Consider the following 18,302-nt stretch of genomic DNA (forward strand, 5'->3'; position numbering starts at 1 on the left):
CTCGTAATTTTTATGTGGAAATTTTAATCATTTCATTTCTATATAAATACAAATTGGTGTTGTTAATATTTGTTTTTAGAGGTGTTTATGCAATCGAAATTTTCAGAAGATGTGATCCCTTTATCTGATTTTAAAATAAATCCCGGCAAAGTGGTTAATCACGCTAAAGATTCACATAGGCCTATTTTAGTTACCAGTCGTGGACGAGGCATTGCGGTTGTTCAAGGTTTAGATGATTATGAAAAAGTAGCTGAAGAGCTCGCTTTTACTAAAGCGATAGCTAAAGGTATGCTAGATATTAAAGAAGGTAATAAATCTAGCATCGATGATGTTAAAGCAAGGCTTAGTTTAGTATTGTGAAAATTGAGTTTTCACAATCTGCTATATGTGATTTAGAGGACATCAGAATATATTACACTGAGCAACAGGTACCGCTTGTTAGCGAAAGGTTCAAGTCAACAAATAGTAGTACTTACCCAAAACATTAAAAAGGTTAAATTAAACGTCAGCGTTAACTACTGTTTTATCTACTGGCTATATCCGCTATTATAAACGATAAACCATTCAGTAAATCCTTAGAGAACACGTAGCAAAACCACTACCCAGAGGCAATCCTTGAAATTATACACGCTAATTATACCTGCTTTTTTTTATCATGCGTCATCAAGCGCACAAGTAGCTCAACCAAATGAAGCGAATACCGTTGGTGATACAGGTATTGAAAGAATAACCGTCACCGCAACACGCTCTAACACAGATTTATTAGCGGTAACTAGTAACCTGTCTACGATTGATCATGATGCAATAAAACTTGTTGAACATGAACATATAAACCAGATAATGGTTCGTGTTCCGGGCGGCTGGATTAGCAGAGGTAATGGCCAGGAGCATTTAACCGCTATTCGCTCACCTGTATTAACAGGGGCTGGAGGATGTGGCGCATTTTTTATAGCGCAAGACGGTATTTCGTTAAGGGCTCCCGGCTTTTGTAATGCTAATCAATTAATGGATGCTAATACAGAGCAAGCGGAGCGTATTGAGGTACTTAGTGGCCCTGCAAGTACATTGTATGGTACTAATGCCGTGCACGGTGTTATTAATGTATTAACGCCAGATCCTTTAACTGAAAATTATTCTGATCTTGGTTTGGTTGTTGGTCCTCATCAATATTATCGTGCCGATGGCAGCTTCACCAGTCAGTATGAAAATCATGGCTTTATGTTGTACGGTAATATAGCTAGCGATGGTGGTTATAAAGACGATAGCGGCTTTGAACAACAAAAGCTGAACTTTATTCATCAATACCAAGCCGATAAAACTACGATAAAAAGTGTTATGGCATATACCAATTTAGCACAGGAAACAGCGGGTTATATTGAAGGTGAAGAGGCTTACAAAGATGAAGATTTAAAGCGCAGTAACCCTAACCCAGAAGCCTTTAGAAATAACCAATCTTTCAGAGCATATAGTCGTATTCAATATGCAATAGATGATGACACCTTTGCTAGTATTACTCCTTACTTTCGTTGGGCTGATACAGAGTTTTTACAACATTACCTGCCGTGGAAGTCTCTTGAAGAAAACGACCAAATGAGCGTCGGTTTTCAATCTCAACTAGAAAAATCATTTAATAATATCAATGTATTACTTGGCTTTGACACTGATTTAACACGAGGTGGTTTACAGGAAACACAAGACGAACCTTTTTCTCCCTCAATACCACAAGGTGAACATTATAATTATACTGTCGATGCCACTATTTATGCCCCCTTTGTCGAAGCGACTTGGTTTGCCACCGAGAAATTACACATAAATGCCGGCTTACGATTTGAAGATACTACCTATGATTATCACAACAAGTTAAGTGACGGCAGTGCCTGTGCTGCCCATATTGAAAACTGTCGTTTTAGCCGCCCTGCTAGTCAAAAAGTTAACTATCAAGAAGTTTCAAATCAGGTGGGTTTTAATTACCGTATAACAACACAAAATACTGTATACGGACAATTCTCTAACGGTTATAGAGCGCCGCAAGCAACAGAGCTTTTCCGTTTACAAGACGGACAAGTTATTGCTGATTTAGACACCGAAAATATCGAGTCAATAGAGCTTGGTATTCGAGGTAATACGCTAAATTTATTTTATGATATGAATGTGTTTTCAATGGATAAAGACAACTTCATTTTTCAAGACACTAATAGACAAAATATTAGTGACGGCGAAACATCACATCAAGGTATAGAATTTAGTCTGAATTATCAGTTACCTAAAAACTTTTACGCTAATGTAAACGGTACTTTTGCTGAGCATAAATATCAATCATCTGTATCGCTAAGTAATACCGACATTAAAGGCAATTACATTGATACCGCACCAGAAACGATGGGCAGTATGCAATTAGGCTGGCGTGATGAGCAGAACAATCAACTCGAAGTAGAATGGGTTCACCTAGGCGAATATTTTGTTGATCCTGAAAATACCGCAAAATACAGTGGCCATAACTTGCTAAATTTACGAGCAAGGTTCAATGTAAATAACCAACTATCGGTTAGTGCGCGCTTATTGAATGTTACTAATGCAGATTACGCTGAAAGAGCAGACTATAGTTTTGGTAATTACCGTTACTTTGTTGGTGAACCACGTTCTCTTTTCATATCAATGCGTTATATGTTTAACTAGGCATAGTACGCTAGACAGTGAAATACCCTACTTTCCCGTTTGGCTATTCAAAACGATATGCGTTCATCGCTAATATGCCATGCTCGATATCTTGATGTATTAGCTCGCCTTTTCCTGTTTCACTAGCCCCCATTACAGCAATAATCGGCAAAAAATGTTCTTGTGTAGGATGGTTGAATAAGGCATTGGGGGCTGTATTCATATAATTTAAGAGTGACTCGGTCTGTGCACCTGAAACCATTTCATTCACCCACTCTGTAAATGATTTAACTCGCTTTTCACTTCCCACAGTTGGTTTAGCAAATTCAGCTAAGTTATGGGTTACGTTGCCAGAACCAATAATAAGAATATTTTCATCTCTAAGTGACGCTATTAACTTACCATATTCATAGTTGACCCTAGCGCCTAAACTGCTGTTAATTGAAATTTGTACAATAGGGATGTCCGCAGCAGGGAACATCAACTGCAATGGGATCCAAAGACCATGATCCCAACCTTGCTGCTCATCTAACATTGGGTGTAGCCCAAATTGCTCAAAACGTTCAGCAATTTTTTTAGCTAGCTCTGGTGAGCCAGGAGCATTATATTGAATATTGTATAATGGTGCAGGAAAACCATAAAAATCATGAATGGTTTTTGGGGTTTCCCCTGCTGTAATCACAATGTCATTATCTCGTTCAAAATGCGCCGAGAACACCACAATAGCTTTGGGTATTGTTAATGATTTTCCTAATTTCTGTAAAAAACGAGAGGTTTTACTCTCTACTATCGCCATCATCGGTGAACCATGAGAGATAAATAATGCAGGTTGTTTTTTCATAAGACTATCTCCATTGAACCAACAGACGCAGTGCCATATGGCTTTAATACGACTAGTGAGTAATATCAGTATTTAAATGACTACTACTCACTATATAACTATTACTGTCTATGACTATGCATAGCTATGCTGTCTTCTTTGAATTATTTTGAAAGCGTTGCGCAATTTTATTATCTAATGAAAAAGCACCTGCTCCTTGAGCAATTAATGCAACTGAAGTAACAGCAAGCAATAACGCATATTCATAGCCATTATTAGTTACAAAAAGGCCATTACCTATATGTACTGTCATTGCCATAAACATGGTAAATGCAGTAACCACCGCAGCTGGGCGAGTAAGTAGACCCAGTACAAGCGCTAACCCACCAAAGAACTCGCCACTGCCTGCCAACAAAGCCATAAGGTAACCAGGTGCAAAACCAATGCTTTCCATAAACTGCCCTGTACCTTCCAAACCATAGCCACCGAAAAGGCCAAACAATTTTTGCGCACCGTGCGCCATTAATATAATGCCAAGTGGAACGCGCAAAATAAGTGCTCCAAGGCCGGCGTTTGAGGTAAATATTTTTTGTATAAGCTGTGTATTCATGATTATTCTCCAATTCATAATAGGTTGTTTGTTCTTATTGATAGAGAGAATATTAGATAGTTAATTAAAGATAAATATGCTATTTATTGTTATATTATAAACATTTTGTTGTTAATTGGTGAGTATGGATAAATTAGAAACAATGAAAGCTTTTGTTACGGTGGCACAGGAAAGTGCTTTTTCTAGGGCTGCAGACAAACTTAACCTTTCACCGCAGTTAGTGAGCAAATATGTATCTCAGTTGGAAGATAAACTGCAAATACGCTTATTAAATAGAACCACACGTAAAGTCAGCCTTACAGAAGCAGGAATAGAATATTACCAACGTTGCCAACAAGTGTTAACTGACATAGAGGAGATGGAAGGCTCCTTGACCGATTTACACAAGAATATTTCTGGCTTATTAACAATAAGTGCACCAATGTCGTTTGGCACAAAACATCTTCCTAAACTGTTGGCTGAATTTCAACAGGCCCACCCACAACTTAAGGTAGAGTTAAAATTAACAGATAGAAAGGTCAATATTGTTGAAGAAGGAATTGATGTAGCATTGAGAGCGGGTAAATTGGAAAGCTCGTCATTGATTGCCAAAAAAATCACCCCCATAAATCTTGCAATATACGCCTCTCCAGATTACTTGAAAAAGCACGGTACTCCCAATAACCCAGCACAATTAAAAGGGCATAGTTATTTAAAATACAATAACTCAGAAAGTAACATGCTGTTTTCTCGCTTTAATATCGATCATAAAAAGCTTGGTTTAAGTGAGAAAATAGTTACCAACAACGGTGACTTTCTGGTTAATGCCGCCGTTTATGGTGGAGGCATCACCATTCAACCCACTTTTATTGCTGGTGAAGCTTTTGCTGAAGGTAAATTAAAGCAAATATTAGTAGGTTATGAACCACCACCTTTGGCACTTTATGCGGTTTATGCAAATAAGAAGTTTCTTGCCGGTAAAGTACGTAGCTTTATTGATTTTGCCAGCCAGTTTTATGGTGATGTGCCTTATTGGGATAAGTAACTTTCGCTAAAACTTATTCTAACATCAGCATATTTACTAACACCAATTAACACCGATTAAGAGTAAAGAAGATAGAGCATGTTACATGTAGCTGGCTACATGTAACATGCGATAACATCGTATGAATTTCAAACAAGTACTGCCTTTGAATTAACTCGCATTCAAACCTTTTGACTCATCTGTCTTTGCATCCAAGATTAATGAATCATTGGTTTCTAGGCTTTTATCACCAATAACATTTAAGGCTGCTTGCAATGCTTCGCCACGGTGAGAGTATAAATTGTTATTTGGGAGCAAACTCAATACATTGAGTTTTTCTAACTGTTGTCGAGTTTGTATATTCGGACACAATAAAAACACCTCACATTTGGCATCTAACGCATCTTTAATGGCATTCTCTAGCGCTAGGCCAACAGTTACATCAATCATAGGTACGTCGGTTAAATCTAAAACCATAACATCATAATCGGCAACCGTTGTATGTTGTCTTGCTATTGCTTTTGATACGCTAAAAATCATAGGGCCAGAGAGATAAAAGAATAACAACTTGCCATTAGCTTTATCAAGTAAATCACGCTCCGTATCGGTGAGAGGAACATCATCACCGCCAGCATCACTTATCGCTTTCACTTGACGAACTTGTTCTCTGCTTAGCTTTTCAATGATGATTATATTTGAGATAAAAACACCTAAACCAACAGCGACAATTAAATCAACAAAAACGGTTAGTAACATTACCGCGTACATGACACTCATACCTTGAATACTGACTTTATGAGCGCGCTGTATAAAACTCCAATCAAGAATATTAAAACCTACATACACAGCGATGCCGGCTAATACCGCCATAGGGATTGGCTCAGTTAACCCGCCAGCAACTAGCACGACTAAGGCAAGAACACCTGCGCGTATAATACCCGACAACGGCGAACGAGCACCTACTTGAATATTAGTAACAGTACCCATAGTTGCGCCAGCACCAGGTAATGCACCAAATAACCCGGCAATCATATTAGCAATACCTTGGCCTTGTAATTCTTTATCAGAATCATGTTCTTTACGGGTTAAAGAGTCGCCAATAACTGCGGTGAGTAAGGTATCAATACAGCCCAAAGTGCCTAACACTAAGGCATTAACAACCATAGTAGTAAATATTTCGGCATTAAAATGAGGAAGCACTAAAGAAGGTAAGCCCGCAGGTATTTCGCCTATTCTACGGATACTGTCAGTATCAAAAAAGATAATAGATAACAAGGTAACCACAACCAGGGCGATTAACTGTGCAGGTACAATTTTTCTGTATTTTGCTGGATAATAAAACAATATACCTAAAGTCAGCGCACCTAAGAATAACTCATTAAATTTAAGATTAGCTATGGTATCTGGTAATTGATTTAAAGTGCCCATCACACCCCCTGCCGGGGCTGAATGACCTAAAAGCGGTGATAATTGCAATATTATGAGGATTACACCAATACCTGACATGAAGCCAGAGATAACACTGTAGGGCATTAAGGTAACGTATTTACCTAGCTTTAAGGTGCCAAGTAAAACCTGAAAAGCCCCTGCCATCATTACAATAGTAAATGAGATAGCCAAACCAGACTCTGGATATTTAGCCATCATAGTGGTTAAAACCGCTGTCATGATCACTGTCATCGGCCCAGTAGGCTCTGAAATTAAACTCGTTGAACCACCCAAAATAGCCGCAAAAAAGCCGACCATAATTGCGCCCCAAAGACCCGCTTCGGCACCAGCACCTGAAGCAACACCAAAAGCTAACGCTAATGGTAATGAGATAATGGCCGTTGTTACACCACCAAATAAGTCACCTTTAATGTTCATTTCAGCGAAACGATTACCCAACATTTTTACTTCCTCATACTTATACCAATTTTAATAAAAGCAAATAGCCCAGCTGAAATGAGCTTACGATGATTACTTTTATACTGCTGATGATAATTATAATTGTTTTCACAATTGTAATACCAGACTATTTCCAATATAGCGTAAAACATAGAGTAAAAAGTTGTCATTTCAAACCTAGAAAATGCAAGATTATTAAATAACTTACGAGCCGCATTGATTTAATGGGTCACACAACATGATGTCTTTAACCAGAGTATTACCTGAGCGTCGGCTTAACTTTATCTGTGTATTTATTATTCCGTTTTGTTATTTATGTATTACGAATTTTTATATAAAAAACACTTGGATTTTTTATACAAATCCCTAGTTATAACATTGTAATTAAATTGTCTTACAAAGAAGTTTAGTTGCACTTAATTGTTTTTATTTTATGTTGCTTCAATCGGAGGATATACTATGCACTCAGTTGATTTTACCCCACTTTACCGTAGCAGTATTGGTTTTGATCGTTTAGCGTCATTACTTGATAACGCTTTAACGTCTGATACTAAAAGTAGCAGCTACCCACCTTATGACATTGAAGTACTTGACGAAAACCGTTATGCCATTACATTGGCAGTTGCAGGTTTTGCGCAAGATAATCTCGATATTCAAGTAGAAAACGGTGTGTTAACTGTTCGCGGCGAAAAGAAAAACTCAAAAGAACGTGAGTATTTATACCACGGCATTTCCAATCGCACTTTTGAACGGAAATTTAACTTAGCAGATTATGTAGAAGTGACTAATGCTGATCTCACTAATGGCTTGTTAACCATCGACCTTAAAAAAGAAATACCCGAGGCGATGAAGCCAAAATCGATCAGTATTAACCAACAAGTTAATACTATTGAACATAAGCGCGATAGCGAACCCAAAGACGAGAAAAAATCTAAGGCAGCTTAACCGTTGCTTAACGGAAAGAGGGGCAAAATTTGCCCCTCTTTAACTTGTTAATTACTTTCTGATTAGTTACTGATTAGTTATGATTTAACGACTAACAAATACAGTATGATTAACAGCAAAAAACCATAACTTTATAACAAGAGTTTTAGGAGTATTTCTATGTTTAACTGAATAACTTACCCCGCTACTATTATAAATTTATAGGTAAAAACGTCTTACTTGAAATTATTTTATGTTGCCACAACGAGGATATATCATGACTTCAACTAACAAATCACTAAACAAAATGTTACTCGTATCACTGTTCCTTTCAATAGGTATTGGTTTATCAGCATTCTCCGCTATTACGTTAAGCCAAGCGAACGAAAACATAAAAACACAACAAAATATAACTGCTAAACCTGCAGTAGAAAAGAACACCGAAAGAGAATTAAGTATGTTGATACCTGGAAATAAGCAATTTAATTTACGCTTTTTAAACCACTTATTAATAAACAATACAACCTCGGAGGGACGGTAATAATGACTATTCAACTCCCTACAAGCATACAAAATATCGGTAGCTTTGAATCTTATTTAACTTATGTAAATAGTCAACCACGGCTTAGTGAACAAGAAGAAAAAGCATTATTTCTAACATACCAAGAAGATAACAACCTAGATGCGGTGCAAAAAATAATTTTATCGCACTTACGCTTTGTCGCTTACATAGCAAGAAGCTATCGAGGTTACGGCTTACCTATTGCCGATTTAGTACAAGAAGGCACTGTTGGTTTAATGAAAGCCGTTAAAAAATTTAGTCTTGAACATAGTGTTAGGCTGTCTAGCTTTGCGGTTCATTATATAAAGTCTGAAATTCAAGAGTTCATTATTCGCAATTGGCGTTTAGTTAAAGCAGCCACAACAAAAGCCAAGCGCAAACTCTTTTTTAATTTAAGACGTTTAAAATCTAATACCGATTGGCTTACCGATACGCAAAGAACCAACATTGTTAAGCAGCTTGGTGTTAGCGAGGGAGATTTAAATGATATGGAAGTACAGCTTTCTCAACCAGACATATTCATTAATTCTTCTGTAGATAACGACGAAGAAAGCCCAAGCTACCAAATAGATAGCTTATTAGCCGATAAATCAGAGTCACTTGAAGTTCAAGTAATTGAAAGTGATTTCCAAGGAAAAGCATTGTATAAAGTTAGAGAGCTTATTGAAACATTAGATGAGCGCAGTAAAGATATTATGCTCAATAGATGGCTATCTTCCGATAAAAAAACACACCAGTTTTTTGCCGATAAATATGGGGTATCAAATGAGCGTATTCGACAAATTGAAGAAAAGGCCTTACTGATGTTTCGAAAAGAGTTAGGGGTACTCAATCAGTAGAAAGTTTTTCTGAGCCTGTAACTCGCTTCTATACTCTTGCGTTACACTTCAAGATGCAGACTTTTAAATGCTTTGAGGTGTAACGACTATAACGTCTTATTTTCTTTTCTTTATCTTTTCTTTCTTATGTTGTCTTACAGCTGCTTCTAAAACGTTGCTGTATGTGATCTTGATTATCTAGCAGGACGTATCTGTAATATAAATTAATATATTTTAACGAGTGATACATGATAGATTTTACCCAAAAAAATGAAGCGCAGTTATGGCATGCCATCAATGATGGTGTCATGGGTGGTAACTCGCAAGGGCGGATGCAATTTAATGACAACTCATGTGTATTTTCAGGTGAGATATCGTTAGAAAATAATGGTGGTTTTAGTTCTGTTATTAAAAGTGTTGAACCGCTTGCTAAAACAGTAGATAAAATTACTATCCATGTATTAGGTGATGGCATGACTTACCAATTAAGATTAATAACCTATATTGATGGCTATCGAGTCGCCTATAAACACCATTTCACCACATCAAGGGCGAAATCTAAAGATAAGCCTGAACACTTTGAGTTGTTATTAAAGAATTTCATTCCTTCATTTAGAGGGCGAGTAATCGATAATGCTCCTAGATTAAGACCTGAAGATGTACAGCAATTAGGGCTATTAGTAAAAAATAATACCGCAGCCCCCTTTTCATTAACGTTATTTAAGCTCAACGTAGGCTCGTCAACCAACAACAGTTAAGCTGCTACCTTCAGTATAAGTACTTAATATAAAGCCTGATTAACCCCTCAATATAAGTATAAAGGCTCAATTTATGAATAAAATTAACCCTAAAGCGTTACTCAATAGTAAATGGAGTAAAGTTGAAGTCACTAATAAAGAAAAGCACTTTATTGTTACCAAAGTGATCTTCAATGATGAGCAGCAAGTTACTGATTGTGTCATTGAAGCTGTGATGACTAAAAATGAATACAGTATTAATTGGCGCGATCTTAAGTCAACGGACTTATGGGTTCTCGGCTGGAAATAATACCTGCAAAGAGTATCGAGAAATAGGCACGGTATAAAGAAACGGTCTCAATTACCAGTCGATGCTTTTACCTTGCCAATCAACAAAGCTTAACTGATTGTCTATATCGCTATTATCTACAATTAAAATGAGTTGTTTGGCAACAAGGTCAATTAGAGATCAATGCAGCATTCATTGCTGTTAATTATCTTTAAAATAACTTTTAATTATCTTTCGGTTACTTCAGCTACCCCTTAATTATTTTTTAAATGATAGTTCAATTAACATTTATTTACCGAATAAGTTTTTCAGGGCTTTATCAATCGTTGGATATGAAAATCGAAAGCCACTATTGATAAGTTTACTAGGCAAAACCTTCTGGCCGAACAATAATAAATCAGCCATTTCACCCAAGATGATTTTCAACGCTATGGCTGGTATAGGCAACAAGCAAGGTCGCTTTAATGTTGCAGCAAGTTGCTGAGAAAAAATAGTATTAGTGACGGGATATTCAGCGGTAAGATTAATAACGCCGCTTAATTCGGCTGTATTTTGTATGTGCAAAACGGCAGAAATCATATCGTCAATATGTATCCAAGACATAACCTGTTGCCCTGTACCTACCCTGCCACCTAAGCCGAGCTTAAACGGTAACAGCATCTTCGCTAGCGCGCCGGCTTCGCTATCAAGAACGATACCGGTACGTAAAATGGCAACACGGGTGTGTGCAGAGTTTACCTCTAAAGCAATATCTTCCCATTTTTTACACACCTCCCAGGTAAACTCTTGATGGTATTGAGTAAAAGATTCATCAATTGATCTGTTATCCTGTCTGCCGTAAATACCAATAGCACTACCAGAAATAAATAAAAAAGGAGGGTTGGCAGACGCATTAATGAGTTCAGTTAACTGTTTTGTGGTACTCCAACGACTATTACATATCTTCTTTTTCTGGGTATTAGACCAAGGTTTATTTGCTATTGGCTCACCAGCAAGGTTAATGACAACCTCTTGATTTTCAATACTAGCAACAGACAGCTTTTCAATAAAAACAATATCCGTTCCTACTAAAGTCGAAGCCTTTTTAATGTTTCTAGTAAGCACCGTAATATTTGCTTTATGTTGCTTTAAGACGCTAATTAATTTTTTACCAATTAGCCCTGTGCCGCCGGTTATAAGAACATTCATAAACATCTCATTAAAGTTATTAGGGTAGTATGTTTTATTTTTAATTAATTCGTTAGTTAAAAATAAATACGTAATTATTAGCAACAAGATCACATTCAGATCAATGTTTATCGGTGAACCTTTCAAATACGCAAGAAAGCTTAGCAGTCATATAACTGTCATTTTGATGACTTATTAGTTTCATCTTTCAATCACTAAACTGTAAAAGAACACCTCCAAAATACTTTCCAATTTCAGCACATCTTTTACCTGAAGTATTAGAAGTCTGTTCATGTATAACACCCACACTACTTTAAAATTGGAAATATTATGTCTATGAGAGCAATGAATAAATTCAAATTATCAGCAATAGCTGTATCTTTAATTATCGGGTTATCGGCTTGCGATGGCGATAACGGTTCAGATGGTGCAGCAGGCGCAGATGGTGTTTCAATTGAAGGTCCTGCAGGTACTGATGGTTTAAATGGCACTGACGGTATTAACGGTGCTGATGGTACTGATGGTGCCAACGGTATAGACGGTGCTGACGGCATGAACGGTCAATCTGCACCGGTACTAACCCGTTTAGCAACTGTACCTACAGGCGCTGAAGTTACTGGTGCTTATTTAACTGACGAAGGTGATTTGTTCTTCAATGTTCAACATCCATCAGATGCAAACACGCTAACAGACTCAGTAAACAATAAACCTTACAACAAAGGTACTATTGGTGTTTTACGTGGCGTTAACTTTAATAACTTACCTAAAACAATTGTTAACTCTCCTGTTCCTGAAACAGCAGAAGAGCGCCAAGTGGTTGTTTCAGCGTTAGGTGAGTATCAAATTATTGGTCAAACTAACGATACTTTTGCAGAGCTTGGTGATAAAGGTTTAGCGGGTGGTTTAGGGGTACATTACGGTATTATTTCTGGTGATAAAATTATTGAAAACAACGCGCCTGATTTCAACGGTTACGTGTCAACAGGTGCAGGTGAAGGTTACTTATTCACTAACTGGGAATCATACCCAGGCGGCGTAAGTCGTATGAAAATTGAAAAAGGCGAGCAAGGCGATTGGTCAGTTGCTGAAGCAATGATGGTTAACTTTGACAGTGTTGGCGGTACTGCAGCAAACTGTTTTGGTTCTGTTTCTCCTTGGGGTACACCACTTTCTTCAGAAGAATGGATTGTTAACTCAACGGTAAACTCAACAACACATGCAAGCTGGAATGATCCTGCAAATACAAATACCGACGGTATTGAAGCGTTAACTGCGCCAGACTTCCCTAACCCATATCGTTACGGTTACACCATTGAAATTACTGACCCAACATCTGCTGCACCAGTACCTGTTAGACATTACACTATTGGTCGTTACGAGCATGAAAACTCTACGGTAATGCCTGATCGTAAAACAGTTTACTCATCACAAGATGATACCGGCGGTGTATTATTTAAATTTGTTGCTGACGCTCCTGAAGATTTAAGCTCAGGTACACTTTACGGTGCTAAATTAGTACAAGATGCTGGCAGCAACGAGCCTGCCACAACTGGTTTTGATGTAACTTGGGTTGAATTAGCTTCAGGTAACAACGCAACTATTGCAGCTTGGATTTCAGAATACGATGGTATTGATACTTCTGATTACGTTGACGGCAAATCAAGCTACATGACAATGGCTGACGTACAAGCATGGGCTGACGGCGATGCAACCTACCCTACCGTAGAAAATGGCGGTAGTGCAGTAACAGCTGGTCAACCAATGGATGACAGAGCGGCGTTCTTAGAATCTCGTCAAGCAGCGAATATGAAAGGTGCTACTGCTGAGTGGAGAAAGCTTGAAGGTATTAGCATTAACCACGACCGTGCTTTAGAAGCAGTTGGTGGTGTTGAGTCTATTGCTGAAGAAGATGTTAAAGCAGCTTACTTATACATGGGTATTGCTGATTTAGACAACACCATGATTGATGATGAAGGTGATATTCAATTATCGTCTCGTGTTAAAGACTGTGGTGGTGTTTACCGCGCTAAGCTAGAAGAAAATTATGACCTAGCCCGCATTGAGCCTGTGGTAATGGGTGGCACATACCGCTCTAGCTTAACAGGTGCATTACGTTGTGATGTTGACCAACTATCTCAACCAGATAACGTTATCGTAATGCGCGATGGTCGTATCATTATTGGTGAAGATGGTTTCCAAGAAAACAACACATTATGGATGTACGACCCTAAATCACTTTAATTTTGACTGATACGTTGAAGCTAACTATTAGCTTCAACGTGTTAATTTAAACGATTTAGTGCTAAAGCGGGACACAGTTCCGCTTTAATCCATAACAATTATTTACCTTTTATAAATGATAAAACATGCAATATTTAACTAAAATAACACTATTATTCTCTGCACTTTTCATCGCGTCGGCCTTCTCAGAGCAAGTATCTGATACCTTAGGAATGAATGAAAATAACAAGGCAGCAGCTTTAAGCGAACAAACAACACCAGCAAATACACCTTATGCTGAGGGTGATGCAATACCTGCAACCGCTTATATAGCATATGATGAAATATATAATGCCGAGTCTGTTATTCCACCGCAGTGTTACACCAAAACAGAGGGCGACAACAACCCTTGTTATGCATGTCATCAAACCTATAAAGACAACCCTGATCGCCCAAATACAATGAATGATGCTGACTTACAAGGCGAGTACCAATTTTCAGATTTAGGCACCACCAATCACTGGAAGAACTTATTTGTTGATAGAACAAAAATGATTGAAAAAATTTCTGATGAAGAAATTAAGCAGTGGATAGCACAAGATAACTACACTGATTTTGTAGAACAATTTAGTAATGATCCTAATTGGCAAGGTGAAATTACCCCAATAGCCAATTTAGCAACACCAAGCATAGCCTTTGACGAGAATGGCTTAGCAAAAGACGGTAGTCATTGGGTTGCTTTTAATTACAAACCTTTTCCTAGTACTTTTTGGCCAACCAACGGTTCAACTGGCGATGCCATGATCCGCTTACCTAAAGCTTTTAGAGAAATAAATGGTCAATATTCTGCCGATGTTTATTTTGCTAACTTAGCCCTAGTAGAAATGACCATGAAAGAAAGCAAAAAAATGTCAGTTATCCCAGTATCAGAGAAGATTATTGGCGAAGATATTAATGGTGATGGTCAAATAACCAACGTTAGCCAAGTTAACTTACGCGCATATTATTTAGGGGATGCAAACAATATTGCCGTTAACCATTTACTCTACCCAGAAAACACTGAGTTTTTACATACCGTGCGCTACATTGGCATTAATGACGATGGCTCAATATATAATGCTCAACGTATGAAAGAAGTACGTTACATGAAAAAACACAGCTTTAAAAATAAAGCAGAACTCGCCTCTGAATATTATTTAGAAGCCAAAGAAAAGCACTTTGAAAATTTACCGCAAGTGTATTTATTAGGTGACAAAGGCGTAAACAGTAATATGGGTTGGACACTTAATGCTTACATTGAAGATGAGCAAGGTGAATTACGTCATCAAAACTCACAAGAGTTAGCATTTTGTGCTGGTTGTCACAAAACTATTGGCTCAACATTAGATCAAACTTTCTCGTTTCCGCGCAAAGTTGAAGGTGCAGCTGGTTGGGGATATATCAACTTAGCTACGCAACAAGATGTACCCAACAGAGGCGAAGACCAAGGGGAAATACTTACCTATTTCCAGCGCGTTGGTGGTGGTGATGAATTTCGCCAAAACAAAGAAATGCTAAAGCGTTGGTTTAATGCAAACGGTACGGTCAATACACAAAAAGTAGCTAAAACACAAAGTGTGTATGAACTTATTACCCCGTCTGCAGAGCGCGCATTACAGCTGAACAAAGCTTATTTAACTATTATGCGTGAACAAAGCTTTATTTTTGGACGAGATGCTAATTTCACTTCTGCCACTAATGTATTAGAACAAGTTGATGAAAGCCAAGCCCCTTTAAAACCTGAGCATAGGTACCAGTGGGACTTACGCTTAGATTGGTCGAAAAGCTTAAGTTCAAATCAAGCCAAGGTTGTAGAGCAAATACAATAAGATTAATACAGTTAACCGCTATTAAACCAAACTAAATTATACCAAGTAGGATTAAAAATTATGGAATTTGCATTATTTGATTTCATTATGGCTAGTTTACTAATGAGTTTCGGCATAGGGTCAGATGTTGCTATTGCCACTTTTGCTAGAGCAAATCAGCTAACAAGTATACGTACTGCAGTTATTTGGATTGTTGGGGTGTCGGTTACTCATACGGTATTTCCTATGTTGGGATATTTGCTAACTTATTTTAGTTTGCAACTACAACCTAACATAGAGCCAATAGTTGGTTTAATCGCTTTTGCTTTTATCTTTTTTTACTTAAAAGGCGAATTATCTGACTTCGGTAAGCCCGAAGAAAGCTCATCTGACAGACAAATTTTAGTAACATTAGGGCTTATTTTAGCGGTAAGCTGGGACGCGTTATGGTCAGGACCTGCAAAATCAGCACAGGTTATCGGCTGGCCAGAGTTCTTTGTTTGGTTGTCGTTTATTGTTGTTGGTTTACTGGTGTCAACGCTAGCAATTACTAGTTTACATTTTGCCTTACGCTTTAAAGACAGAGTTAGCCATAAGCAAAACATGCGCTGGGTAATTTACTGGTTACAGTACACAGTGGTAGGTTATTTTGGCTTGTTAGCCTTATTTAATTACACCTTAGGTTTACAGTTTTTCTGGTGGCAAACCTTGTTATGTTCTGCGGCGATTATGGCGATATTAATGAGCAAAACAGTTCAAAACTGGCCTTTTAAAACTATTAATGCTTAATAAACATTAGTAGTTAGCCGGAGTACCTCGGTCTTACCATGTGAATTCATTGTACTTTTGTCTTAAATGTAAATAGGTTAATATACTATTGCTTGCCTTCTAGCGACCCTACTCGACTTCAAAGGAACTTTAGTATGAAATTAACAGTTATCATTTTTTTAAGTATTATGATTTATGGTTGTGGAGGCGGGTCTTCTGATAGTCCAGCAAACACTAATGTTGAAGATACATCTACACCTGAAACTTCTGAGCCAGAAATAACAGTTCCTGAAATTACAGAACCAGAGATTACTGTACCTGAAGTTACTGAGCCAGAAAAAGTTGCTAATAGAATATTTGCATTTTCAACTCATGAAAGTTCAGCTGTTCAATCTATATTATCGATATTTGAAAGTGACACTCAGCTTGTTAGCACTAAATCAGCACTATCTAACAGTTTATTTATTTATAGCAATGATAAAGAGACAGAATACCGTTTTGATAATAACGGACAATTAATAGGTATTTATTCTTTCGGGCAGCAAGCAACCGTTACACAACAATCCGATCACTATTTAATTACCCTACATGATACCTATTCACTTATTTTTGGTGATAGCGCAGCCAAGAAAATAGAAATTCCTTTCTCAACACTAGCAATACAACCAACACAGCTTAATTATTTAACCAAGCCAAGTGCATCTATCACCAGGGCTTTAGAAGAAGATGAAGGTTGTTTAACGGGTAACACAGATGAATTTGATAATTGTATTAGCAGCCGCATTTTGCAGCTAAGACAAAAAGTTCTCAATGTTTTAGTAACACCTTGGTATTTGCCTTTATCCAACCTCTTCGAAACAGGTATTGAAGAAACTGATTTAGAAACGTTCAATGAGGAAGAATTAACTTCAGTAAATGACGATATTGAAGCGAGTTCAGGTTTTGTATCAGAAGCAGTGTTAGTTATTGATGCAGAAGTAGAATTACTAACTGATAGCATCACGAATGTTTTTGATGAATTAGGAAGTAAACTATCACAAGTTGATGATATATACACAAATTTACTTAATGATCGTGACGATATTGGTAACCCTTTTAGCCCAATTGATACTAATACAATTTATGTTGATGGAGACCTTCAACAGTCTGTCGACCTTGTATTCAACACGCCGTCACCTGAAGATAGTGATACAACCGTAACAATACCTGAGCAAAAAGATGGCGAATTTATAGTTGTCGGTAATATTGATTTTATTAAACAGTTTCCTTTAACAGACAGCTACTCACACTATTATCAATACTCGGTAAATATTCTTTCTTTAGCAGATGAAAGTAATATAAGCAGTTTTGACAATATTGTATCGGTAAGCGATGCCGCGCAAGAAATCGACTTTGTTGCTCTAGCTCTTGCCTCGATTAGCAACAATGGACAGCATATCGTTTTCACAATGGGCTCGCATGCTAATAAAATGGCGGACTTCTATCGCAAAAATATTCTTGTAACTTATCAAGCAACGCTTACTTCAGGCCAAAGCGTTGAAAAGTCGATAGAGGTAAACTTTTCTCCTATATCTGTTTCATTTAAAGAGCGAGATGAAGATGGAGTTTTCTCTGCCACCTATAATAAATATACCGGCTTTAGTGTTGTTAGCGATGAATTAGGAACCAATAGAGTAGTGCTAAACGGTACTTTTGAAACCATTTATCAATATAACAATATTGATATTGGCACCTCCTATTTTTTAACTTATAAAGACGGTGTTGCAAACGGTGAGGGTTGGTCAAGAAACTTTAACCCTCCTACTTCAGGGATAACAGACAAATTCGAGCCCGTTAGTTGTCAATATTCAACGACTTTTTCAATGTCGAATAATGTAATTTCAGGTACATATACTACATACTACTCTGATAATATTACGGTTCCTGCTGATAAACATTGTACAGTTTTTTCTGTAGAACAAAGATAAAAAACAGTTAAACTAAAAGGCTCATTAT

Annotated in this window: 16 protein-coding genes; 12 read left to right on the forward strand and 4 right to left on the reverse strand. The window is 37.4% G+C overall.

Translation table 11 applies throughout. The features are described from left to right. The first annotated feature begins 87 nt into the window (after positions 1-87). Both KO502_RS06720 and KO502_RS06725 read left to right on the forward strand, forming a co-directional pair. The gene (locus KO502_RS06720) at positions 88-360 is read left to right on the forward strand and encodes a type II toxin-antitoxin system Phd/YefM family antitoxin (RefSeq protein WP_216021788.1); all 273 of its coding nucleotides are present in this window, start codon (positions 88-90) and stop codon (positions 358-360) included. A 255-nt stretch (positions 361-615) separates the two neighbouring features. Further along, on the forward strand, positions 616-2,676 hold the full coding sequence (locus KO502_RS06725) for a TonB-dependent receptor (RefSeq protein ID WP_252730564.1): 2,061 nt from the start codon (positions 616-618) through the stop codon (positions 2,674-2,676). A 43-nt stretch (positions 2,677-2,719) separates the two neighbouring features. Here KO502_RS06725 and KO502_RS06730 read toward each other — a convergent pair whose 3' ends face one another. Both KO502_RS06730 and KO502_RS06735 read right to left on the reverse strand, forming a co-directional pair. Further along, on the reverse strand, positions 2,720-3,496 hold the full coding sequence (locus tag KO502_RS06730; protein WP_216021789.1) for a class III extradiol ring-cleavage dioxygenase: 777 nt from the start codon (positions 3,494-3,496) through the stop codon (positions 2,720-2,722). A 124-nt stretch (positions 3,497-3,620) separates the two neighbouring features. Then, positions 3,621-4,085: a DoxX family protein gene (locus tag KO502_RS06735; RefSeq protein WP_216021790.1), complete on the reverse strand. Its 465-nt coding sequence runs from the start codon at positions 4,083-4,085 to the stop codon at positions 3,621-3,623. Between the two features lie 124 nt (positions 4,086-4,209). Between KO502_RS06735 and KO502_RS06740 the strand changes: the two genes are divergently transcribed. Continuing rightward, positions 4,210-5,109: a LysR family transcriptional regulator gene (locus KO502_RS06740; protein WP_216021791.1), complete on the forward strand. Its 900-nt coding sequence runs from the start codon at positions 4,210-4,212 to the stop codon at positions 5,107-5,109. A gap of 150 nt (positions 5,110-5,259) precedes the next feature. On the opposite strand, the gene KO502_RS06745 is transcribed toward KO502_RS06740, so the two are convergent. Beyond that, positions 5,260-6,978 (reverse strand): SulP family inorganic anion transporter, encoded by a 1,719-nt coding sequence (locus tag KO502_RS06745; protein WP_216021792.1) that lies wholly within the window; start codon positions 6,976-6,978, stop codon positions 5,260-5,262. A 456-nt stretch (positions 6,979-7,434) separates the two neighbouring features. Between KO502_RS06745 and KO502_RS06750 the strand changes: the two genes are divergently transcribed. The 5 genes from KO502_RS06750 (at position 7,435) to KO502_RS06770 (ending at position 10,326) form a co-directional block, all read left to right on the forward strand. After that, complete coding sequence (locus KO502_RS06750) at positions 7,435-7,920, forward strand: Hsp20 family protein (RefSeq protein WP_216021793.1); 486 nt, start codon at positions 7,435-7,437, stop codon at positions 7,918-7,920. Between the two features lie 256 nt (positions 7,921-8,176). After that, positions 8,177-8,440 carry a hypothetical protein gene (locus tag KO502_RS06755; protein WP_216021794.1) on the forward strand — a complete coding sequence of 88 codons (264 nt, stop codon included), beginning with the start codon at positions 8,177-8,179 and terminating at the stop codon, positions 8,438-8,440. Positions 8,441-8,442: 2 nt separating this feature from the next. Beyond that, positions 8,443-9,300, forward strand: coding sequence for an RNA polymerase factor sigma-32 (locus KO502_RS06760; protein WP_216021795.1), 858 nt, complete (start codon positions 8,443-8,445; stop codon positions 9,298-9,300). 227 nt (positions 9,301-9,527) lie between these two features. Beyond that, positions 9,528-10,037 carry a CIA30 family protein gene (locus KO502_RS06765; RefSeq protein WP_216021796.1) on the forward strand — a complete coding sequence of 170 codons (510 nt, stop codon included), beginning with the start codon at positions 9,528-9,530 and terminating at the stop codon, positions 10,035-10,037. 73 nt (positions 10,038-10,110) lie between these two features. Further along, positions 10,111-10,326, forward strand: coding sequence for a TIGR02450 family Trp-rich protein (locus tag KO502_RS06770; protein WP_216021797.1), 216 nt, complete (start codon positions 10,111-10,113; stop codon positions 10,324-10,326). A 267-nt stretch (positions 10,327-10,593) separates the two neighbouring features. On the opposite strand, the gene KO502_RS06775 is transcribed toward KO502_RS06770, so the two are convergent. After that, positions 10,594-11,493, reverse strand: coding sequence for a TIGR01777 family oxidoreductase (locus KO502_RS06775; RefSeq protein ID WP_216021798.1), 900 nt, complete (start codon positions 11,491-11,493; stop codon positions 10,594-10,596). Positions 11,494-11,817: 324 nt separating this feature from the next. Here KO502_RS06775 and KO502_RS06780 point away from each other — a divergent pair, with 324 nt between their 5' ends. From KO502_RS06780 to KO502_RS06795, 4 genes are all read left to right on the forward strand, one after another. Further along, positions 11,818-13,713 (forward strand): alkaline phosphatase PhoX, encoded by a 1,896-nt coding sequence (locus KO502_RS06780; RefSeq protein WP_216021799.1) that lies wholly within the window; start codon positions 11,818-11,820, stop codon positions 13,711-13,713. A gap of 212 nt (positions 13,714-13,925) precedes the next feature. Next, on the forward strand, positions 13,926-15,560 hold the full coding sequence (locus KO502_RS06785; RefSeq protein WP_252730581.1) for a hypothetical protein: 1,635 nt from the start codon (positions 13,926-13,928) through the stop codon (positions 15,558-15,560). Positions 15,561-15,620: 60 nt separating this feature from the next. Next, positions 15,621-16,328 carry a hypothetical protein gene (locus KO502_RS06790; protein ID WP_216021801.1) on the forward strand — a complete coding sequence of 236 codons (708 nt, stop codon included), beginning with the start codon at positions 15,621-15,623 and terminating at the stop codon, positions 16,326-16,328. A gap of 134 nt (positions 16,329-16,462) precedes the next feature. Further along, on the forward strand, positions 16,463-18,274 hold the full coding sequence (locus tag KO502_RS06795) for a hypothetical protein (RefSeq protein WP_216021802.1): 1,812 nt from the start codon (positions 16,463-16,465) through the stop codon (positions 18,272-18,274). The last annotated feature ends 28 nt before the right edge of the window (positions 18,275-18,302 follow it).

It is taken from the genome of Colwellia sp. E2M01, from assembly GCF_018860585.1.
Taxonomy (GTDB): domain Bacteria; phylum Pseudomonadota; class Gammaproteobacteria; order Enterobacterales; family Alteromonadaceae; genus Colwellia.